The sequence below is a fragment of the Granulicella rosea genome (assembly GCF_900188085.1).
GTDB classification, from domain to species: domain Bacteria; phylum Acidobacteriota; class Terriglobia; order Terriglobales; family Acidobacteriaceae; genus Edaphobacter; species Edaphobacter rosea.
On the sequence record NZ_FZOU01000001.1, the window covers coordinates 1,338,987 to 1,358,368 of the forward strand.

15 protein-coding genes are annotated in these 19,382 nt (G+C 64.8%); 10 read left to right on the forward strand and 5 right to left on the reverse strand.

What is annotated here, in order from left to right:
- The first annotated feature begins 168 nt into the window (after positions 1-168).
- From CHB87_RS05645 to CHB87_RS05655, 3 genes are all read left to right on the forward strand, one after another.
- A complete protein-coding gene (locus tag CHB87_RS05645) occupies positions 169-726 on the forward strand; it encodes an RNA polymerase sigma factor (protein WP_245817832.1) in 558 nt (185 codons plus the stop codon).
- A complete protein-coding gene (locus CHB87_RS05650) occupies positions 723-1,292 on the forward strand; it encodes a hypothetical protein (RefSeq protein WP_142988231.1) in 570 nt (189 codons plus the stop codon). Before CHB87_RS05645 ends, CHB87_RS05650 begins: the two co-directional genes overlap by 4 nt.
- 170 nt (positions 1,293-1,462) lie before the next feature.
- Positions 1,463-1,882: a hypothetical protein gene (locus CHB87_RS05655; protein WP_176441612.1), complete on the forward strand. Its 420-nt coding sequence runs from the start codon at positions 1,463-1,465 to the stop codon at positions 1,880-1,882.
- A gap of 41 nt (positions 1,883-1,923) precedes the next feature.
- Here the strand turns inward: CHB87_RS05655 and CHB87_RS05660 are convergent, their stop codons facing one another.
- Positions 1,924-3,063, reverse strand: coding sequence for a glycosyltransferase family 2 protein (locus tag CHB87_RS05660; protein ID WP_089407364.1), 1,140 nt, complete (start codon positions 3,061-3,063; stop codon positions 1,924-1,926).
- Positions 3,064-3,194: 131 nt separating this feature from the next.
- On the opposite strand from CHB87_RS05660, the gene CHB87_RS05665 reads away from it, so the two are divergent.
- Entirely contained in the window at positions 3,195-3,932 is a 738-nt protein-coding gene (locus CHB87_RS05665) for a thioesterase II family protein (RefSeq protein ID WP_089407365.1), read from the forward strand.
- Here CHB87_RS05665 and CHB87_RS05670 read toward each other — a convergent pair.
- From CHB87_RS05670 to CHB87_RS05680, 3 genes are all read right to left on the reverse strand, one after another.
- A complete protein-coding gene (locus CHB87_RS05670) occupies positions 3,927-5,471 on the reverse strand; it encodes an EAL domain-containing protein (RefSeq protein WP_176441613.1) in 1,545 nt (514 codons plus the stop codon). The genes CHB87_RS05665 and CHB87_RS05670 overlap by 6 nt on opposite strands.
- Positions 5,472-5,731: 260 nt before the next feature.
- On the reverse strand, positions 5,732-8,089 hold the full coding sequence (locus tag CHB87_RS05675) for a hypothetical protein (protein WP_089407367.1): 2,358 nt from the start codon (positions 8,087-8,089) through the stop codon (positions 5,732-5,734).
- Between the two features lie 114 nt (positions 8,090-8,203).
- A complete protein-coding gene (locus CHB87_RS05680; RefSeq protein ID WP_089407368.1) occupies positions 8,204-9,532 on the reverse strand; it encodes an O-antigen ligase family protein in 1,329 nt (442 codons plus the stop codon).
- Between the two features lie 125 nt (positions 9,533-9,657).
- Between CHB87_RS05680 and CHB87_RS05685 the strand changes: the two genes are divergently transcribed.
- The 6 genes from CHB87_RS05685 (at position 9,658) to CHB87_RS05710 (ending at position 18,699) form a co-directional block, all read left to right on the forward strand.
- Positions 9,658-10,443, forward strand: coding sequence for a 4'-phosphopantetheinyl transferase family protein (locus CHB87_RS05685; protein WP_089407369.1), 786 nt, complete (start codon positions 9,658-9,660; stop codon positions 10,441-10,443).
- 297 nt (positions 10,444-10,740) lie between these two features.
- Positions 10,741-12,003: a WecB/TagA/CpsF family glycosyltransferase gene (locus CHB87_RS05690; protein ID WP_142988233.1), complete on the forward strand. Its 1,263-nt coding sequence runs from the start codon at positions 10,741-10,743 to the stop codon at positions 12,001-12,003.
- 76 nt (positions 12,004-12,079) lie between these two features.
- On the forward strand, positions 12,080-13,159 hold the full coding sequence (locus CHB87_RS05695; protein WP_176441614.1) for a polysaccharide biosynthesis/export family protein: 1,080 nt from the start codon (positions 12,080-12,082) through the stop codon (positions 13,157-13,159).
- 18 nt (positions 13,160-13,177) lie between these two features.
- Positions 13,178-17,152, forward strand: coding sequence for a GumC family protein (locus CHB87_RS05700; RefSeq protein ID WP_089407372.1), 3,975 nt, complete (start codon positions 13,178-13,180; stop codon positions 17,150-17,152).
- A gap of 6 nt (positions 17,153-17,158) precedes the next feature.
- On the forward strand, positions 17,159-17,686 hold the full coding sequence (locus tag CHB87_RS05705; protein WP_089407373.1) for a serine O-acetyltransferase: 528 nt from the start codon (positions 17,159-17,161) through the stop codon (positions 17,684-17,686).
- Positions 17,683-18,699 carry a glycosyltransferase family 2 protein gene (locus CHB87_RS05710; RefSeq protein WP_089407374.1) on the forward strand — a complete coding sequence of 339 codons (1,017 nt, stop codon included), beginning with the start codon at positions 17,683-17,685 and terminating at the stop codon, positions 18,697-18,699. Before CHB87_RS05705 ends, CHB87_RS05710 begins: the two co-directional genes overlap by 4 nt.
- A gap of 102 nt (positions 18,700-18,801) precedes the next feature.
- On the opposite strand, the gene CHB87_RS05715 is transcribed toward CHB87_RS05710, so the two are convergent.
- A complete protein-coding gene (locus tag CHB87_RS05715) occupies positions 18,802-19,380 on the reverse strand; it encodes an acyltransferase (protein ID WP_089407375.1) in 579 nt (192 codons plus the stop codon).
- Positions 19,381-19,382 lie beyond the last annotated feature (2 nt).

Below are 19,382 nucleotides of genomic sequence, written 5' to 3' on the forward strand. Positions count from 1 at the left end.
CTTTCATACGTCGTGCATCGTCTTTTCCTGTAACGGGCCTACCACTTCAACGGTTTACCGCAACGCGCGGCATGCGGACGTGGGGTGGCTTGAGTTCGGAAAGGGACGAAACGTCAGATTTGAAAGTCCGGGAGTCCAAGGGATATGCAAATTGCGCTTGATGCATCTATGATTCGCCTGAGCGAGCAGGTGGAATTCATCTCGGAACTGGACGATATCGACGTGCTGGTGCGGACTTATAAGCCCAGACTGCTGCGGTTTGTAGCGTTCTCGATCGGCGATCAGGACATCGCGGAGTCCATCACCCAGGACTGTTTCCTCCGCGCGTACAACGGCCGGGCGAGCTTTCGGGGCGACTGCTCCGTCAGCACATGGCTGTTCAGCATCGCGAACAACCTCATCCGCGACCATCTGCGGACGAAGAAGTTCCAGTTCTGGCGCAAGGCGCGGGCGACGGCGCTCGACATTACCGACATTGCCAGCTCCGTGCCCGACGGCATGAGTTCGCCCGAGACGCGGATGCTTGCGCATGAGCGCGCCGGGCAGGTTCGTCAAGCGATTGAGCTGCTGAGCGAAAATCAGCGCCGGGTGTTCCTCATGCGATTCACCGAAGAGCTTACGTTACAGGAGATATCGGATACGATTGGAATGCCGATCAATACGGTGAAGACGCATCTCCACCGCGCGGTCGTCGCCGTTCGAGCCCAGCTTGGAGGTTCCAGATGACAGAGTTTCCGCATTCAAACCCGCCGCTCGGAGCCGACCATGCTCAACGGCCAGGTACTCACTGGACGGAAGACGATTTCTCGAATTACATGATCGGCCTCGAGGTCGCGCCGGCTGTCATGCGGCATCTGGATATCTGCGCGGCGTGCAGCGCGGAGGCGCGGAACTTCCAGCTTTCGATCGAGAGCTTCAATGACGTAACGCTGGAGTGGAGCGAGAATCGTCCGTATGCGCGGGCGCTGGTTCCGGAAACGAAGCCGAGCTTTGGCGGCTGGCTGCCGTCGGCCGCATGGGCGGTGGCTGCGGCTGTGGTCTTTTCGGTTGGACTGCCGATGGCCTTGCAGCATCGCAACGCTTCGGTCGAGGATCGTCCCGCGAATGTGCAGCCGGATACGCAGGTGGCGAGTCTCGCCGATGAGAACTCCGCGGCGGCGATCGATCGCGACAACAAGCTGATGATGGCTGTGGCGTTCGAGCTCGACCGCGCCGATCCGCAGCCGGTGGGATTTGGCGAGATAACGGCGTCGAAGGAGCATAAGCGCCTGACGGAGCCGGGGAACCCATGATCGGTCGAGGCGTCAGGTTCGGAGTCAAAATGCTGGGGGTTGCGTGCGTGTTGTCGCTCGCCGCATCCGCTGCACTGGCCCAGCACGGTGGGCCAGGCGGAGGTGGTGCGCCCGGTGGCATGGGCGGCGGTCCGGGTGGTCCCGGGGGCGGCGCTGGAGGTTTCGGTGGCATGTCTGCCGGTTCCGGTGCAGGTCTTCGTGGCAATACGGTCTTCGGTTCGACCGCGTCAGCCAGCTCGGCAAAGATTGGTCATGGGGCGCTGCAGCTCGGCCCTCCGGGACGCTGGTGGGACGATAAGAAGTTTGCGCAGACGCTGGGTCTGCGCACCGATCAGCAGAAAAAGATGGATGCTGTCTTCAATGCGAACAAGGGCATGATTCTGCAACGGTACGAGACGCTGCAGCAGGAACAGGCGCGGATGGAGGCGCTGACGAAGGACTCGCATCTGAAGGAAGCCGAGATCTTCGCCCAGGTCGACCGCGTTGCACAGGCCCGGTCGGGGCTGGAAAAGTCGATGGCGCATCTCTCGCTGCTGCTGCGGCAGGAGATGGATCCGGCTCAGATTGCGAAGCTCGAAGAGCAGAGGTAAAGCTGGATATCTGAGCGGCTTCGGAAGAGAAGTGGTCCGGCTTATGCGCCGGACTTTTTGCTCTCTACCTCTATGTTGCGTTTGGTGCGAACCCAGGCTGCGTTCTGGCGAGAGGCCGCGCGCGTCTTCGGAATCATCATCAGCTTCCAGACCATATATCCGGGGGCGGAGGCGAGCGCGCGCAGCGTCTGGCCCGGTTCCGGACCCAGGAAGGCGGCGACCAGCATGTACGCAACGGTCGCGGCCAGGCCGATCAGGCCATAGGTCCGCGCCCAGCCCACGGGCAGGATGACGGCGGCAATCAGCAGCATGACCTGGGTTGCGAGCGGCAGCGCCAGCAGGTCGAGCAGCGGTTCGAGCATACGCCAGCGCCCCTGCAGCACCTGCACGGTCAACGGTCCACGCCACTGCCGGCGCATGAGGATGCGTCCACCCTCCCAGCGAGCGCGCTGCGTGGTCGCGCCCTGTTTGGTCTCGGGCATCTCGCCGAAGACGGTGGCTTGGTCGACGAACTCGACGCGGATGCCGGCGCGGATGAGGTGCAGGTGGTACTCCAGATCCTCGACGACGGAGTTGGCCGCGTAGGGTACGCGGGCCAGCGTCTCCAGGGTGAGGGCGAAGCCATTGCCGAAGATGCCGCAGGAGAGTCCCAGCCGGTCGCGTCCGCGAGGCCGGAGGATGTTCATGCCGAGGAAAGCGAGCGCCATCAGCCGGGTGCGGGTCGTGGCATGGACATTCGCCACCTGGTAGCGACACTGCAGCGCGCGGGCGCCCGCGCCGAGACGCGCCAGCACCGCCGAGGTAAGGTTGGGCGAGACGGCGGAGTCCGCGTCGATGACGAGCACCGCATCCGCGCCCGCGTTGCGCGCATAACCGAAGGCGTGGTTCAGCGCGACGCCCTTGCCGCCTTCGCCGTTCAGCGTCAGCACCGTTGCGCCTGCCGCTTGTGCGTTGGCCGCGGTTGCATCGATGCAGTTGTGCGCGACGACCACGACCTCGACGCCGGCGGGACTGTTGTCGAGAATGCTGCGAACGCACTGCGCGATCAGGCGCTCTTCATTGTGTGCCGGCACGACGGCGAAGAGACGCAGGCCGGAGCCGTCGCCGGTGCGGCGCGCCGGTACGGGCAGGGCAGCCGCGAAGCTCAGCACCAGCAGCTCCACGGCCAGCGGAGCGGTCATGAAGACGAGGAGGATGCCGGCGAAGGTCAGAATGGCGTAAAGAATGGCGGTGGCTCTTTCTCTCGGCGGTTTAGCCGATTCTAGCGTCTCTGCTAAGGTTTTCAGAAGTTGTTTGCGGGGGGAATACTTCGATGGTTGCAGGACACTGGGTCTCTTCGAGGGATATGACGCCGACGGCGCGGATGCGTCTCTTCTGCCTGCCGCACGCAGGCTCGGGCGCGGCGGCGTTTTACCGCTGGAAGAGGCTGATGCCCGCAGGCATCGATCTCTGCCCGGTTTTTCTTCCGGGACGAGAGATGCGGCTGTCCGAACAGCCTTATGAAGACGCATCGGCGCTGATTGCCGATCTGGAGTTTGCGCTCCAGCCTTATCTCGACAGGCCGTATGCGTTCTTCGGGCACAGCATGGGCGCGCTGCTGGCGTTCGAGCTGGCGCAGGCGTTCCGGCCGGAGCACCTGTTCGTCTCGGGCCGCATTGCTACGCATCTTCCGTGGCCGCACCGGCATATCCACGCGCTGCCTGACGAGGAACTCGTGTCGGAGCTGGGACGCCGCTACGGCGGCAACCCGCAGGCGCTGCTGGACGACCCGGCTCTGGGGGAGATCTTCCTGCCGATCCTGCGCGCGGACCTGGCGGTGGTCGAGAGCTACCGCTTTCGCCACGATCGGACGCTGGTATGTCCCGTGACGGCATATACCGGGGAGGCGGATCTGAGCGTCTCCGAGACGGGCCTGTCGGCGTGGAGACAGAGAACCAACGGCGCCTTTCGGTCGCAGCGGTTTGCCGGGGATCACTTCTACCATCTGGGGCCGGGTGGGGAGGCGATGGTCGGCGATATGACGAAGAGTCTTGAGGCGTCCGGCCTATAGCTTTGCCAGGGACTTGGCCGTCTGAAGCAGTTTGTGGAAGTCAGCGGCGATGAGCGGCTTGCTGTAGAGCCAACCCTGACCCCAGATGCCGGCCGTCGAATCGCGGAAGTAGATCGCCTGCTCGCGGGTCTCGATGCCTTCGACCACCACCAGCAGCCCGAGCTGTCGCGCCATACTCAGAATCTGCGGTACGACGGACGCCGTGACCGCCTCGGTCCCAACGGTCTGGGTGAACGACCGGTCGATCTTGATGACGTCGACCGAGAGCGTATGCAGGTAGGCAAGGCTGGAGTAGCCGGTGCCGAAGTCGTCGATGTAGAGATCGTAGCCCGCTTCTTTGAGCCGCGCGATGGCCTCGGCCACGAGTGCGTGGTCGGCGGTCGAGCGCTCCGTCAGCTCCAGACCGATGGTGAAGCGCGGAATCTGTGCATTGTCGATGAGGCGATTCAACTCGGGCAGAAACGTGGGGTCGAGCAGGTCCTGCGAGGTGATGTTGATCGTGATGTGAAGCGCGCCGGTCGCCAACTGGGCGCCCATCTCGCGGATCACTCCGCGGATGACGAGCCGGGTAATCTGGCCGACGATGCCCTTGTTTTCTGCGAGTGCGATGAAGGTATCGGGCGGGACGGCGTCGCCGGCCTCGTTCACCCAGCGGACGAGCGTCTCGGCGCCGGTGACGGCCTCGGTCTCGAGGTCGACAATCGGCTGATAGACCAGCGTGAAGCTGTCTCGCTGGATGGCCCGGCGAAGCTGCGCCTCGAGCGTGCGCCGGCGGGAATCGAGCAGGTAGAGGCCGCAGGTTGCGGAGACGCCGATGAGACCTCCGATCACCGTCCAGAGCCGAAGCTCAGGCTGACTGCGAGCCGAAAAGGTGGCGATCCGCTCGGCGGCCGTGGCGCAGATCGCCGAACGCGTCACGCAGAGCGGCTGGTACATGAACCCGTTGCGGATCAGGAACTGGCTGGCGACGATCTCGTCGATCGAGAGCGGCGGCAGGGGACCGGACGAGGGAAGCATGCGGCGCCGGTCGTGCAGGTAGGAGGCCGTGTAGCGGTCTGCGGAGTCGCTGACATCCTCCAGCAGCTCCTGGTTCAGGGCCACCCACACATCCTGCGACTGCAGCACAAAGCCCTTGTGATTGGTCGAGGTGAAGGGCCAGGTCGAGACCCAGAGCTGAAAATTGTTGACGACGGCGTCGACCGGCGCAACGGCGACCGGAGGATCGAGCTTGCCGGCGCCGACCGAGCAGAGGATCATGCCGTCCTCCACACGGCCCGCATCGCGGATATGCGCGGAGTTGAAGACCAGATTGCGCATCAGCGCCAGGTCGCGGACTGAGCAGGGTGGGAGATGGCTGGCTTTGAGCGCGTCGACCGCCTGAAGCGCCTCGGTCCCGAGGTGAAAGCCGCGGGTGATCTGCCGGTCCGCCGCATCGAGCAGATCTTTGCGCTCGGCGCGATACTGCAGGACACACTTGATCGTGTATGCCGCCTGAGCACCCAGAATGGTCATCACCAGCAGCAGCAGGAAGCGGGTCATCAACCTGCGGTTTGTCATCTTTAAAAAGTTAGACCGCATGGCCGTAAAAAACTCGGGCAGAGCCATGTCACCTCATCGGGGAGTAGATACGCAAACGCGAAAGTGCGGCTGGAGCCCGAGTAACCTACTCTTACGTTACCGCAGTAAGTGTGCCCCTGTGGTGATTGGATAGGAAAATCATTAAAAATAATTTTTTCTGATGAACATTTTCTTCTTTGAGAAGAGTCGCCGCCGGAATGGTCCTCGGAGGATCCGAGCGGCTACTGTGTCCTCCAGGAGAGCGTCGTCATGGAGTAGGGCGGCAGGACGTACGTGGTCGAACCATTTATTTTCAACGAGATATGCGGATCGATCGCGACGTCGGCGCCACGCTCGTTGTTATCCGTGATGTGTCTGGAGGTGAGACGCCTCTGCTCGACCGGCCCCACCGGAGCGTTTTGCCCGGAAAGGGTTACAGAAAGGCTCTCGGTGCGGCTCAGGTTCAGCAGAATCAGGCTGCGGCGGGGGCCGTCCGCAAAGGCGAAGCTCTGGATCAGGTGTGCGCCCCGCAGTTCGATGTCGTCGTTAGCGCTCTTCGGCTGGTCCCATGTGGGGTTGGCGCCGGTGGCCGAGGTGGCGAGCATGGTGGGCAGGATGGCGCTGTTGGCGAGCTGCTCGGCGAGGAAGCTGGGCCGGCGCCGGTTGGTCGCGCCGCCCATGTCCACGACCGCGCCCCAGAGCGGGGTCGTCTCTTTCGCGCCGGCCGACCCGGTAAAGCCGTTGTCGTACTCGGGCAGGGCGAAGAGCGCCTGGGTGGTGACGCCCAGGTCGCGCAGCATCAGGAGCATGTGGTCGACGACGGCGAGGCCCGCGCCCAGCGATGGCACGGTGGCGTCGATCGCGGGCTGGCTTGCGCTGCCAGCGGACGTGCCGAGGTTGACCTCGTAGACGGCGAGATTGGCGGGACGTTTTGCCTTGCGGGCCGCTTCAGCTTGCTGCGCCATCCCGCCGCCGGGGCGCGAATCGAGCATCTCCGGCTGGGCGAACATAGGGCCGAAGATGGCCTCGGGGTTGCGCGTGTCGTTGAAGTTGCTGAAAAGATAGGGCGCGACGGCGGTGGAGTCGTAGCCGGAGCTGTGTTCGAGCTGTTGGCCGGTCCACCAACTGTTGGCGGCCCACGCGCCGAGGATCAGGTCGAACTTCGCGGGCTGGAAGGCGGGATGCGAGCGCGCGGCGGCGAAGAGCGCGGCGGCACGCTGGCCGTGGACGGCTGGGTCCTGGATGGCTGCGCCGGCGAAGGAGCGGTCGTTCCAGAGCTCGTTGCCAAGCTCCAGGTGGATGGCGCCGAAGACGGATGTCCAGGGCGCGACCTGTCCCAGCGCCGCGCGCCGGGTGCCGTAGGGTGTGTGCGCATCGCCGGCGAGGTACTCGATGAGGTTGCGCGCCTCGGCGGGCGAGGTTCCGGCGGGCATGGAGTACCACGGCTCCGCCCCGACGGCCCGGGCGAGCGCGAGGAACTCATGCAGGCCGATGGGGATATCTTCCTGCAGCGACGTCTGCGTGCTCGAGCCTGCACGCAGACGGGCGAAGGGCGGCGCCAGCATGTTGTCGAGCGTGCTGCCGAAGTTTGTGCCGTTGTCCATATAGCGGAGGACGCCGGGGTGCAGATCCCGCAGGGTCTGCACGACCTCGTCGCGGAAGGCGGTGGGGTTGCCGCTGGACTGCGTCGCGGGCGTCAGGCTGACGTCGTCGAGCAGAGCGGATGCGCCCGCGACCTTGAAGGTGAGCACAACGGGGCCGACCGCGCCGGGCTTTTCGGCGGTGGGGAAGTCGAAGCTGTAGTCCTGCCAGGCGGCGCCGAGCGGGATCGTCCGGGAGAAGAAGTTTGCGAGGCCGTTCACGGTATCGAGCCGCTGCAGGCTGACCTCCAACTGGCGGCTGCCGCCGAGGCCTTTGGCGCGGAAGCGGATGCGGTAGCTGCCGTGGAGGTGGACGAAGGAGAGTCCGGCGCGGCTGTCGAAGTAGGACTGGACGGAGGCGGTCTGGCCGGGCGCGGAGGCCTCCATGCGCAGCGCCTGGCGGCCGAGGGTATGCGGAGCAAGGTCGCGAAACTCGGTCGAAAGGGCAGCTCCGCCGGTGACGCCGTGCCACCAGCCGGCCTCGGCCGTGCCGGGCTGGTCAATGTGCAGGACGATGAAGTCTCCCGCGGCCGGCGGCTTCGTCATGGGCGCAAAGCTGAGGGTGACCCCGGCGCCGGGAGTGACCGCCGTGCTGCCGGTGATGGTCGCGGTGGCGCCGTTCGGCAGCACCTGGAAGGTCGCGCCCCTGACGAAGTTCGCCGGCCAGACGGTCCAGGGGTTCGCGTCGGTGCAGGTGGTGGGGGTGACGGTTTTGCAGTGGAGGATGCTCTGCCAGCTCTGGCCCTCGAAGCCTGGGTTGCGGAAGACGAGGTTGCGCAGCATCTGGCCGGAGTCGTAGTAGCTCTGGCCGCTGAGGTTGATGCCGAGCCGTTTAACGTGGGTGCGCAAGGGGGCGCCGATGGCGATGTCGGTTGTTCTGGTCTGAGTCTGGGGGGATGCGGTCTGGCAGCCGGTGGCGGTGAGGAGGCTGGTCGCGGTGATGAGTGCGGCGCGGAGCATGGCTTCCTTTTGACTGCCTTGGCGGCTGGCGTCCAGGGCTGAAGCCCCTTTCCTTCGGGCGGATTTACTCATAGGGCTGAAGCCCTATGTTTCCGCCGAGGGGTTGTGGACGCATCAGGTATAGATGGTCTGGAAGTGGCGGAGCGGCGCTTTCACCTCGCCGATGCGCGGTTCGAGCGACTGCGACCAGCCGATGAGCAGGAAGAAGAGTTCGTACGGCTGATTGCCGAGGAAGACCGTGGCGAGGGTCAGCAGGAGCCCGGCGAGGATGCCGCCGAGCGTGAAGGCGAAGTAGCGGTAGCTGACGATGCCGCCGAAGACCGCCGGCTTGGTGAGCTGAATGAACGCCTCGAGCGCGAGCAGGCAGAGCGCGAAGACGCCGACGTAGCCCTGGGTCAGCGCGAGGTAGAGGTATTCGTTGTCGATCGAACCCTGTCCGGCGACGCGGGGAAAGTCCTTGCCCCAGCCGAAGGCTCCGCCGCGTTCGACCACCGGCATGTAGTTGCTGACGAGGTCTTCGCGGTAGCGCGCCGTCTGCTGCTCGTCGCTGGTCACGGGGCCGGAGGTGTAGTGCTTGACGGCGACGTAGCTGCCGATGGCCAGCGGCGCGCAGACGCAGAAGACCAGGATCGAGGTGCGGAGGATGTGCTTCGAGCGTCCGATGAAGGCGATCGGCACGGCGAACAGGCAGCCCAGCCAGGGACCGCGAGCCTGGGTCATGAGCAGCGTGAACAGAATGACGCCTGTGATGATCTTCGTCTTGCTGAAGGGAAGCCAGGGGGCGCGGGAGAACTTCGGCTCCCACAACTTCATATAGCTGAGGTAGAGGGCGAGGAGCAGGGCGAAGCTGAACATCATGCCGGCGAGTTCGGACTGGGCAAAGGGGCCGGAGACGCGTCCGAAGCCCCAGCGGATCTGGGTCTTCCAGCCGAAGACCTGGCCGGGGAAGAAGCGATCGAAGATGAGACCAAAGGGGTTGCGGCCCATCTTGTACTCGTAGGCGGAGATGATACCGACGATGAAGAACAGGAAGACGATGCGCTTCAGGGTCTCGGTGCGCAGGTCGTACTGCTCGATGAGGAGCTTGCCGGCCATGTAGGGCACGCCCGCCATGCAGATGCAGGCGAAGAGTTCGAAGGTGGAGACGGAGGTGTTGCCCGCGGCGCGGTCGGCGTAGCAGGAGCTGAGGATGAAGAGCGCCATCCAGAGATCGCTGCGGCCGAAACGCCAGTGGGCGACGTCCTTGAGGATTATGCCGATGCCGAGCGGCAGTGCGGTGGCCTCGGCGAAGCCGATCGGCGGCAAGGCGGCCACCTTCCATACATAGTAGGTCGGCAGCAGCAGGAAGACCGGCAGATACACGTTCATGAACGCTCGTTGGGGCGAGGTTCTCGCCAGCGCGATGGCGCAGAGGATGCCCGGGATGAGGACGATGAACGGCATAAAGGTATGGACTCGGGCTTTGTGCCTGCGTCTCGTAGTATAGGTGACACCGGGGGCGAAACTTTGTCGATGCCACTTCTGTGCAGCACGGGGCGCCGTCGAAGGTAACGGGGAGATGCTGGGCGATGGCTGGAGCGGGTCTGGAGTCCGAGGGTTGGCGCGCGCCGGGTGGGCTGCCGCCGCTGGGCGATGACGAGGTGCAGGTCTGGCAGGTCAGGCTGTCCGAGGCTCTCGCCGCGCTGCCTTACTTTGCGTCTCTTTTAAATGACGAGGAGCGGCGGCGGGCCGGGCGGTATATCGTCGAACATCCCCGGGATCAGTTCATCGTGGCGCGGGGGGTTCTGCGGACTCTGCTGGGGCATGTGCTTGGCGTGGCGCCGCAGGCGGTCTTGCTGACTATCGGCGAGCATGGCAAGCCTGCGCTGGCTGGGAGTTCCGGCATCGAGTTCAATGTCGCCCATGCGAAGGATGTGATTCTGATCGCGCTGCGGCGGCGCGTGCCGGTGGGGATAGACGTGGAGTGGCTCGACCCCGGCATGGAGACGCTGGAGCTGGCGCAGACGACGTTTACGCCGCGCGAGGCCGGGCTGGTGGCGCAGGCGGCTCCGGGACGCGAACGGCTGCTGGCCTTCTACCGTTGCTGGACCCAGAAGGAGGCGATTGTGAAGGCCGACGGCCGCGGGCTGATGCTGCCGCTGACTTTATTCGAAGTTCCGATTCTCGATGACGCCGAGAGAGCGCTGCAATCGAAGGTGCGGGTTTCTGCCTTCGAAGGCAGGCCGGAGCAGATTTTTGATGTCTTTGCGCTTGGGATAGGAGAGGATTACATTGGCACACTCGCCACGCAGACTCCGTGCGGCGACGTTTTGAGTTGTCGATTTCCCCTCCCCGGCCCGAGCATCCACCGGTAGGTCTGCGTTTGCCCGCGTTGCGGGGTCAAAGTGGACTCTTGTTGGACGGCCACCCAGACCGGCGATCGCCGGCGTCGAAGCAGATAGAAATCGCCATGCCAAGGTCTTTCTTTTCGCCCCTTCTCGCGACAGGGATGGTAACCATCTTTTGTTACCTATCTGTATGAGATTCTGCGCACAAAGTGGGATGGAGCTAAATGCGTATACGCAATAGGCTTCAGTGTAGATGAGCAGTCTCCGCCAGCCAGAGGGTTGGCGCCGCATTCATCGGGCGCATGGAACGACAGGAGTAACTCGGTGAAATGGACCGTTGCTAACATGACGAACTCGAAGCTGGACACGGTCGCCCTCTTCGGCATGCCGATCACGAATGTGACGATGTCCGAGGCTGTGGAGCGGATCGACACGCTTGTCCACTCGGGCAGGGCTCATCAGATCGCCACGGCGAATCTGGACTTTGCGCGCAACGCGCTGAAAGACCCATTCCTGCAGCGCGTCATCTGCGAGTGCACCATGGTTGTGCCGGACGGCGCGCCGATGATCTGGGCTTCGAAGCTGTTCGGCATGCCGCTGCGTGAACGCGTCACCGGCGTGGACCTGATCCCGGAGCTATGCAAGCTCTCGGCCGAGCATGGTTACGGCATCTATCTTTTGGGTTCGAGCGAGGCCAGCGCGCTGCGCGCGATGGAGGTTCTGAAGGAGCGCTACCCTGGCGTTCGCTTCGTCGGCCGCTATTCGCCGCCGATTCAGCCGATCGACAAGATGGATCACGACGATCTGATCCGGCGGATCGACGAGGCTGCGCCGGATATTCTGCTGGTCGCCTTCGGCAATCCGAAGCAGGAGATCTGGGCGCACCGCAATCGCTCCCGCATCAAGGCGCCCGTGACGATCGGTATCGGCGGCGCGCTGGACATGATCGGCGGCAGCCTGAAGCGCGCGCCGAAGTGGGTGCAGAAGCTGCAGTTGGAGTGGTTCTACCGCATGGCGCAGGAACCGACTCGTCTGCTGCCGCGCTATGTGCATGACGCGATTGCGCTCTTTCGTTATCTGCCGCTGGGATTCGCGGCGCTGCGTCTGCAGCCGGGTACGGCGAACGAAGGCCGCCTCTCGGTCACCGTCGACGGCGGGCTGCGCATCGTCGAGACGCCGCAGACGCTGAGCGGCGACGTCTGCGCTTCGATGAAGCGGCAGGCCGAGCTGGCTGCGAAGGCCGAGCAGTCTCTGATTATCGATATGACCCTGACGACGCGGGTGGAGGCCGACGGTATTGGCTGTCTGCTGGAGGCGCGCCGGCAAGTGCAGGCGGTTGGCCAGAAGATCTGGCTGGCGTCGATGTCGAACCCGGTACGCCGCGTGCTACAGTTCTCCGCCGTGGCCGATCTCTTCCGCATGGCCGCGACCGTGGCCGACGCAGTGCGCTTCGCTTCCAACAACACCGTCGACAAGCCGAGCCAGAGCAGCCGCATGATGGCCGCCTACACGCCCGCGCCGATCAACCAGCACACCGGCACCTCGCCCATCGGCGCCGCCAAGGTGAGCGGTCGATATATCTTGTAGGTTCGTCCGCCCCGTATTTGCTTCACGCCGCATGGGACGAACGGGTAGAACACAAGTAGTGGATTTGAAAGGGACAATGAAGCTGACGGGATTGCGCATCGAGACGAAGTATCTGCCGCGCGTAGCGGGACTGGGGAAGACGGCGATCGCCTGCGGGCTGGCGCTGGCGCTCTCCGCCGGTTGCGCGCTCGCGCAGGAGACGGCTCCCGCAACTCCCGCGCTGCGCATGAACCCGCTGGCCGCGCTGCAGGCCTTCGAACCCGACGCGAACCAGGAGTACCAGCTTGGACGCGGCGATGAGATCTCCATCGATGTCGCCGGCCGTCCGGAGATGAATCGCAAGTACGTCGTCGGGCCGGATGGGCGCATCACGCTGCCGCTGGCCGGGCCGGTCTCGCTGGTGGATAAGACGCGCGATCAGGCGGCCCAGGCGGTCGAGACGGCGCTGGGCGCGTACTACCAGCAGGTGTCGGTGACGATCAGCGTTGACCGCTACACCTCGAACCATGTGCTCTTGCTGGGCGCGGTGGAGCATCCCGGCCTGATGAGCTTCGATACGCCTCCGACGTTGCTCGAGGTCATTACGCGAGGCGGCGTGCTGGGCGCGAACGGCCAGAACAACTTTGCCAGCGTCAAAAGCGATTCGGGCGCAGGGACTTACATCGGCTCGGTGCGACCGCCGGTCGTGCCGGAGCGCTGCGCGATCTATCGCGGCTCCGACCAGGTGATGTGGGTGGATTTGAAGGGCCTGCTCGACAGCAGCAGCACGCTGGCGAACCTGCGGTTGAAGCGCGATGACGTGATCTACGTGCCGTCGCAGGGCGACCGCTACATCTCCGTGCTTGGGCAGGTGGCGCATCCTGGCGCGATCCAGATGGACAACTCCACGACGCTGCCGAAGCTGCTGGCGGAGGCGGGTGGTCCGACACTCCAGGCGGGCAACAATCCGCAGATTCAGATCATCTCGCAGACGACCGGCAAGACCCGCATCATCCCGCTGCGCGCGGTGCTCGAGCCTTCGAAGCTCGACCTTACGCTTCACTCCGGGGACATCGTCTTCATTCCCGAGAGCGGCTTCAATAAAGCGACATATGTGCTCGAAAGACTCTCGCCCCTCGTGACCATGTTTACGGCGGCGGCAATCTTTACCCACTAGGCGGCGAGAAGGATATTCATGAGCTACGAGATTAAGAATCAGATCATCGACGCGCAGAACGGACACGGGCAGGGCCAGAACGGCCCCATTATGCCCGCGGCGCTCGATCTGGATGTCGAACGCAGTGTGCGTCTGTACCCGAAGCTGGCTGCGGCGGTGGCGATCGCCGCGTTTGTCGGCGTCGTCGGCTACGCGCTGCGTCAGCAGCCGATGTACACGGCGCAGACCTCGGTCTACATTCAGCCGGTGGCGACCAAACTGCTGAGCGACGGCACGCCGGGTTACTACGATTCGAACAAGTACGACTCCTATATTCAGCAGCAGATTCTGACCGCCACCCGCGCCGACATTTTGAAGAGCGCGCTGGAGAAGATGCCCGCCGGAACCTGGCAGATGCCGGGCGAGAGCGAAGAGCACGCCATCGACCGGCTGCAGTCCGCCTTGCGTGTGCAGCGCGTGCAGACGACCTACCAGTTGACCTTCGGCGTCACCTCGCCGAATCAGGCTGCGGTCGCGCCGGCGGCTAATGCCGTCACCGACGCCTTCCTGAAGCTGGGGCGCAAGGACGAACTCTCGCAGACCGACGACCGCATGCAGTTGCTGGCCGAGGAGCGCGACCGCATCACCAAGGAGCTTGAGGGCGAGCGCGAAGAGCAGCGGCAGTTGAGCGCGAGCATCGGCGTCGCCAATCCGGCCGGCGAGGCGGGGAATCCGTACGACATGCAGCTTGCGGAGCTGCGCTCGCAGCTTTCGTCCGCGCGCAAGGACCGCGACGTCGCGGCCTCGCAGCTTGAGACTGTGAGCGGGCCAAGCCCGGCGGCGCTTGATACGGCGGCCGAGGAGTTGATTCAGGCCGACAGCACGCTGGCCGCGATGAAGACCACCATCAGCGAGCGCAAAGGGCAGTTGACCAGTCAGATGGCGGGGCTGACCGCGAACAATCCGCTCTATCGCCAGGATCAACTGGAGATGCAGCAGCTCGACAAGTCGCTCGATACGATGACGACGCAGATGCGCGAGAAGGCCGCGCGGCGTCTGCAGGACAAGCTGCGGCTGGACCTTGCGCGCACGGCTGACGTGGAGTCGCGGCTGAACGCGCAGTTGGCGAAGCAGACCGGCATCGCCACCGGCGCCGCGCCACGGTTGCAGCGCGCCAACGATCTTGCGGCGGACATTACCCGCATGCAGCAGCGTTATGCGACGATCGACGACACGATGCGCAGCCTGGCGCTCGAGAGCAGCTCGCCCGGCCTCGCGCATCTGGTCGCCGCTGCCACGCCTCCCGATGGACCCGATCCCAGCCGCCGCATGCTGCTGTTGCTCGCATCGATTCCGCTGGCGCTGTTTCTTGGCGCCGCCGCGGCGGTCATCGCGACCAAGCGCGATCGTCATGTGTACATCGGCAAGGATCTCGACAAACTGCTCGGCTTCCAGCCCATCGCGGTGCTTCCAGCGCGCGCGGATGTCTCGCAGAATGTGATGGACGAGTATGTGCTGCGGCTTGCGGGCGGCATCGATCAGGCGCTGCGCCGTGGACGCGCGCGCTCCTATCTGCTGACCGGCGCGTCGCCTTCGATCGACGCCTCCGAACTGGTACGCGAACTTGCGGACAAGATGGAGCAGCTTGGCTTCCGCACCGTCCTGGTCAGCGCGGCGGCCGTGCTGCAGCCGTTACCCGAGGGCGCGGCCAAGGCGGATTCGGTCTCCATCTCAAAGGGCATGCCGAACGCGCTTTCGGGCGTGCATCAGAGTCTGCTGGTGGCGAACCTGGAGCGTCTGAAGCGGGGCAACGACCTGCTGCTGATCGAGTCGGACCCGCTGCTGGTCTCGGCCGAGACGGAGTATGTCGCGCGTCTGGCCGATGTCACGATCGTGATCGCGGAGTCCGGCGTGACGCTGCGCGAGGACCTGCTGCGCGCAGCCGCGCTGCTGAAGCGTCTGAGTGCGAGCGGCGTTGGCGCGGTGCTGACCGAGCTTCATGTAAATGCAGCCGATCAGGCATTCCGTTCGTCGATCAAGTCGCTTGAAGGCCGGCAGTACACCGGCGTGCGCCCCGTGCAGGAGCGCCCCGTGCGGCAGGCGCTGGAAGAGACCGAGCCGGAGCAGGCCACACCGGTCGTCGTGGCGCCGGAAGAGTTTGTCGCCGCGCATGAGTACTACGAACCCGCGCCGGCCGAACAGTCTGTGCATGCCGCCGCTGCAGAGCATCTGTCCGAACCCGTCGCGGTCGCAGAGCCGGTGGTCGAGCACAGCTCGTGGCACGAACCGGCGCATGCAGCCGAGGCTGCGTATAGTGCCTTTGAGACGAAGCCCGAGCCTGCGGCGGTCGAGTCGGTTGTCTCGGAGCCTGCATTCGCCGAGATCGTGGAAGAGCCAGTCCTGAGCCATAGCGAGCCGCTCGCGACCGGGTTTTCACAGCCTGCGGTAGAATCTGTCGCAGAGCCGGTCGCCGAGGCTGCGGTCGAGCCGGAGCTGCCCGTCCATCACGAACCCACCGTCTTCGCCCAGTACGCCGCATCTGCCGCACACTTCGATCCGATTCATGCAGAGGTTCCCGCCATGCAGATTCACAGGATTGTGGAAGCTCCGACCGAGCCGCTGGCAGAGCCTGCCGCGCCGCACGAGACCGTAGCCACCGAGCCCATTGCGCCGCGCGCCGCGCAGCCGGAGTTCGAAGCTGCCGACCTGCACTTCAACCCCAACATCAGCCGTCAGCGCATGGCCTTTCGGGGCACGACGGGCCGGGTGCAGGCAGAGGAGGAAGAGCAGCCCAAGCGTAGCTGGGTGCACCGCCTGTTCCGTCGCGATACGCCACAGGTCTCGTATAGCATCATCCCCACGGACGATGAGGATGACGAGATCGAGGAGGTTGCTCCTGAACTGGTCTACACGCGCTCGGATCGCTCGGGCAGCTACATGACCGAGCCTGTGGCCGAGCCGTCCGCTGCGACGAGCGAGCAGGCAGCCGAACCTGCCTCTGTGCATGAACCCGTCGTGCTTCATGAGCCTGTCGCTCACGCGCCCGAGCCGGTTGCAGTCAGTGTGCCGGCTGAGCTGGAGCCGGTGCAGGAGCCGGTCTCGCCGGTGGCGGTTGGGATGGAGCCTGCGCCCGAGGTTCACTGGACGCCGCTCGCCGGATCGCAGACGCAGGCCGAAGAGGCCGCGTTCGTTCACGAGGCTTTGCCGGAGCCGATTGCGCCAGTCGTCGAAGACGCTGCGGCGCATGCCGTCGAGCCAGTTGCCGAAGTTCTGGCCGAGCCGATCGTCGAGCACGCTATCCATGTCGAGCCAGAGACTCACGAGGCTGTCGAACAGCGCTGGGCGGCCTTCGCGGAGCCTGCATCCGAAGCTGCGCAACCGGTCGTCGAGACGCACGCCGAAGCGGTCGTTGCGCATGCGGCGGTCGAATTCGAAGAGCCTACGGTCGAATCGGTGAACTCCGTCGTCGAGCCGCTGGTGCAGGACTCCGCATCGGTCCCGCATCTTGCAGCGCCAGAGCAGCCAGCGGCCCGGACGGAACCTGAGTTCGAGGTCTCCATGCCGCTTGTGCCGATGAGCACGGACTTCAAGGAGCCGTCGTTCGAGCCGCTGCCCGATGTCCACACCTGGGCGCAGCCGGAGCCTGAGGCGCAGCCCGTCGAGGCGGCGCAGGAGGTCTCTCGGTCGAACGTCTACGAGTCCTATCGCCCGGCCGCGGTCGATGTGCAGCCGGAGCCGGTTGCCGCCGCAGTGGAGCACTTTGAGCCGGCTCATGCCGAGTCCGTGTATGTCGAGCCGGCCCAGGTCGACGCGCCGGTGTTCACGCCGGAGCCCACCTACGCGTCCGAGCCGGAGCCTGTCTATGCCGCGGCGGAGCCGGTAGCGCCTCTGCGTGCCCATCGCGAGGTCGAGCGTCCCGCGCATGTGCCGCGGCGCTTCCATCTTCTCTCTCAGTTCGACCGTCCACTCTCGCCTCGCAACGACGTGCGCGAGTCCAACGGCGGATCGCGGTAGGCGAAGATGTTCGAGAACATCCGCGAGGACTGGCGGGCAAACGACAGCACCTGGACCCGGCACGGCTTCTGGGTGCTGACCGTCTATCGCTTTGGACGCTGGCGGTACGGTATCAAATCACGGCTCTTGAGGATGCCGCTTTCTTTCCTCTATAAGCTGCTGAAATTTTTTGCGGACTCCGTGCTCGGCATGGAGATGCCTTGTGAGACGGTCATCGGGAGACGACTTGTGATTGAACATACCGGCGGCATCGTGATCAGTGGAGATGCGATCTTCGGCGACGACTGCGTGCTCCGCAATGGAGTCACGGTGGGTCTGCGCAATCGCAGCTTCCGCGGGTCGCCGCGTATCGGCGCCCGCGTCGATATCGGCACGGGCGCGAAGCTGCTGGGGCCGATCGTGATCGGCGACGACGTAGCCATCGGGGCCAACGCCGTGGTGCTTTGCGATGTGCCTTCGAACTCCATTGCGGTGGGCGTACCCGCGCGTGTGTTGCCGCGTAAGCCGGTCGCGGTTGCGGAGGTCGTGCAGTGATTCTTTCAGGGGGAAGACGGCTGGTCTCGGTGGTCGTCATTGGACGCAACGAAGGCGATCGCCTGAGGCGATGCCTGGAGTCCGTGACGCGGATGGACCGCGAGAACTTCGACATGGAACTCATCTATGTCGACTCGGGTTCGACCGACGATAGCCTTGCGCTGGCCTCGCGGCTGGGCGCACGCACGGTGGCGCTGCAGCCGACGCGTCCATGCGCCGCGCTGGGCCGCAACGCGGGCTGGCATATTGCGAAGGGCTCGCTAGTGCTGTTTCTCGATGGCGACACGGTGCTCGACCGGCGCTTCGTCGAGGAGTCGCTCGCGGACTTCGAGACGGCGGAGACGGCGGTCGTCTGGGGCCATCGCCGGGAGATGCATCCGACGCGTTCGATCTACAACCGCGCGCTCGATCTGGACTGGGTCTATGCCCCCGGACGCACGCCGTTCTGCGGTGGCGACGCGCTCTTCCGTACGGACGTTCTACGCATTACGGGCGGCTTCGATGAGACGTTGATCGCGGGCGAGGAGCCGGAACTCTGCCGTCGCATCACCGCGCTTGGCTTCCATGTGTTGCACGTCGACCGCGCCATGACCGGCCACGACCTCGCGATGACGGAGTGGTCGCAGTACTGGCGTCGCGCGCGTCGCGCCGGCCATGCGTACGCCGAGGTCTCCGAGCGCTTCAGCACAAGCGTCGATCCCTTCTGGACCTCCGAGGTGCGGCACACGCGCAACCGCGCCATCGCGCTGCAGGCGCTGGCCGCCATTGGCTTCTTCGGCTCGGTCATATGGTGGGTGCCGGAGCCGCTGCTCTTCGTCATCGCGATGTTCGTGCTGCTTGCAGTGCGCAGCGCATGGAAGGCTCGCTGGAAGTCGAAGGACTGGTACACGCTGCTGGTCTATGGCTTCCACTCGCACCTGCAACAGATCCCAATCTTTTGGGGTCAGCGCAAGTACCGGAGCAATCGCAGGCAGGGCAAGCAGGCGATGCTGCTGGAGTATAAGAAACAGTAGCGGTTACAAATAAAGCGGTTGCTGGTTCTGCGGCAGATCCTTCGCTGCGCTCAGGATGACATACGCTGAGTAAGGGCGCTGCGTACCTAAATGCAATTCGCGCTAGCGCTTGCGTAGGGGAACCGCGGGAACGCCGCCCACGATCTCGCCCGCGGCCACGTCACGTGTGACGACGGCGTTTGCCCCGACCGTTGCGCCATCGCCGATCGTGACGCCTGCCAGCACGGTGACGCCTCGTCCGATCCACACCTCATCGCCGATCGTGATCGCTCTCGCGCTGTGTCCTGCATCGCGGATGGCGATACCTTCGGCGCGCTGGTGATTCGCATCGCGGATGCTGGTGTACTCGCCGATCATCGTGCCCTTGCCTATGCGGATGCCGGCCATCGCGACGAGGTGAACGCCGCGCGAGATGACCACGCCATCGCCCAGTTCGATGCTCGCCTCATGTTGCGTTTCGAGGTGCAGATCGGGGTAGAGGAGGATGTCCTTGCCGAAGCGCAACGCGCCGGTTCCATGCACCTGCGTGCGCCCCAGCACAACAACAGACGAAGGCAGCGGAGGATGTATCTGCGCGGCGAGCGCGGCATGCGCGTAGAGGCGGCGCGTGGACTCGCGCAGCGAAGCGGTAGAGCGCAGCAGCGCGCGGAGCGGGGCAACCATCAGTGACTTAAGCGACATCG

Coding starts and splice junctions, on each gene's coding strand:
- CHB87_RS05645 (WP_245817832.1), top strand. CDS start 169: ATGATTCGCCTGAGCGAGCAGGTGGAATTCATCTCGGAACTGGACGAT.
- CHB87_RS05650 (WP_142988231.1), top strand. CDS start 723: ATGACAGAGTTTCCGCATTCAAACCCGCCGCTCGGAGCCGACCATGCT.
- CHB87_RS05655 (WP_176441612.1), top strand. CDS start 1,463: ATGTCTGCCGGTTCCGGTGCAGGTCTTCGTGGCAATACGGTCTTCGGT.
- CHB87_RS05660 (WP_089407364.1), bottom strand. CDS start 3,063: ATGACCGCTCCGCTGGCCGTGGAGCTGCTGGTGCTGAGCTTCGCGGCT.
- CHB87_RS05665 (WP_089407365.1), top strand. CDS start 3,195: ATGGTTGCAGGACACTGGGTCTCTTCGAGGGATATGACGCCGACGGCG.
- CHB87_RS05670 (WP_176441613.1), bottom strand. CDS start 5,471: ATGACCCGCTTCCTGCTGCTGCTGGTGATGACCATTCTGGGTGCTCAG.
- CHB87_RS05675 (WP_089407367.1), bottom strand. CDS start 8,089: ATGCTCCGCGCCGCACTCATCACCGCGACCAGCCTCCTCACCGCCACC.
- CHB87_RS05680 (WP_089407368.1), bottom strand. CDS start 9,532: ATGCCGTTCATCGTCCTCATCCCGGGCATCCTCTGCGCCATCGCGCTG.
- CHB87_RS05685 (WP_089407369.1), top strand. CDS start 9,658: ATGGCTGGAGCGGGTCTGGAGTCCGAGGGTTGGCGCGCGCCGGGTGGG.
- CHB87_RS05695 (WP_176441614.1), top strand. CDS start 12,080: ATGAAGCTGACGGGATTGCGCATCGAGACGAAGTATCTGCCGCGCGTA.
- CHB87_RS05700 (WP_089407372.1), top strand. CDS start 13,178: ATGAGCTACGAGATTAAGAATCAGATCATCGACGCGCAGAACGGACAC.
- CHB87_RS05705 (WP_089407373.1), top strand. CDS start 17,159: ATGTTCGAGAACATCCGCGAGGACTGGCGGGCAAACGACAGCACCTGG.
- CHB87_RS05715 (WP_089407375.1), bottom strand. CDS start 19,380: ATGTCGCTTAAGTCACTGATGGTTGCCCCGCTCCGCGCGCTGCTGCGC.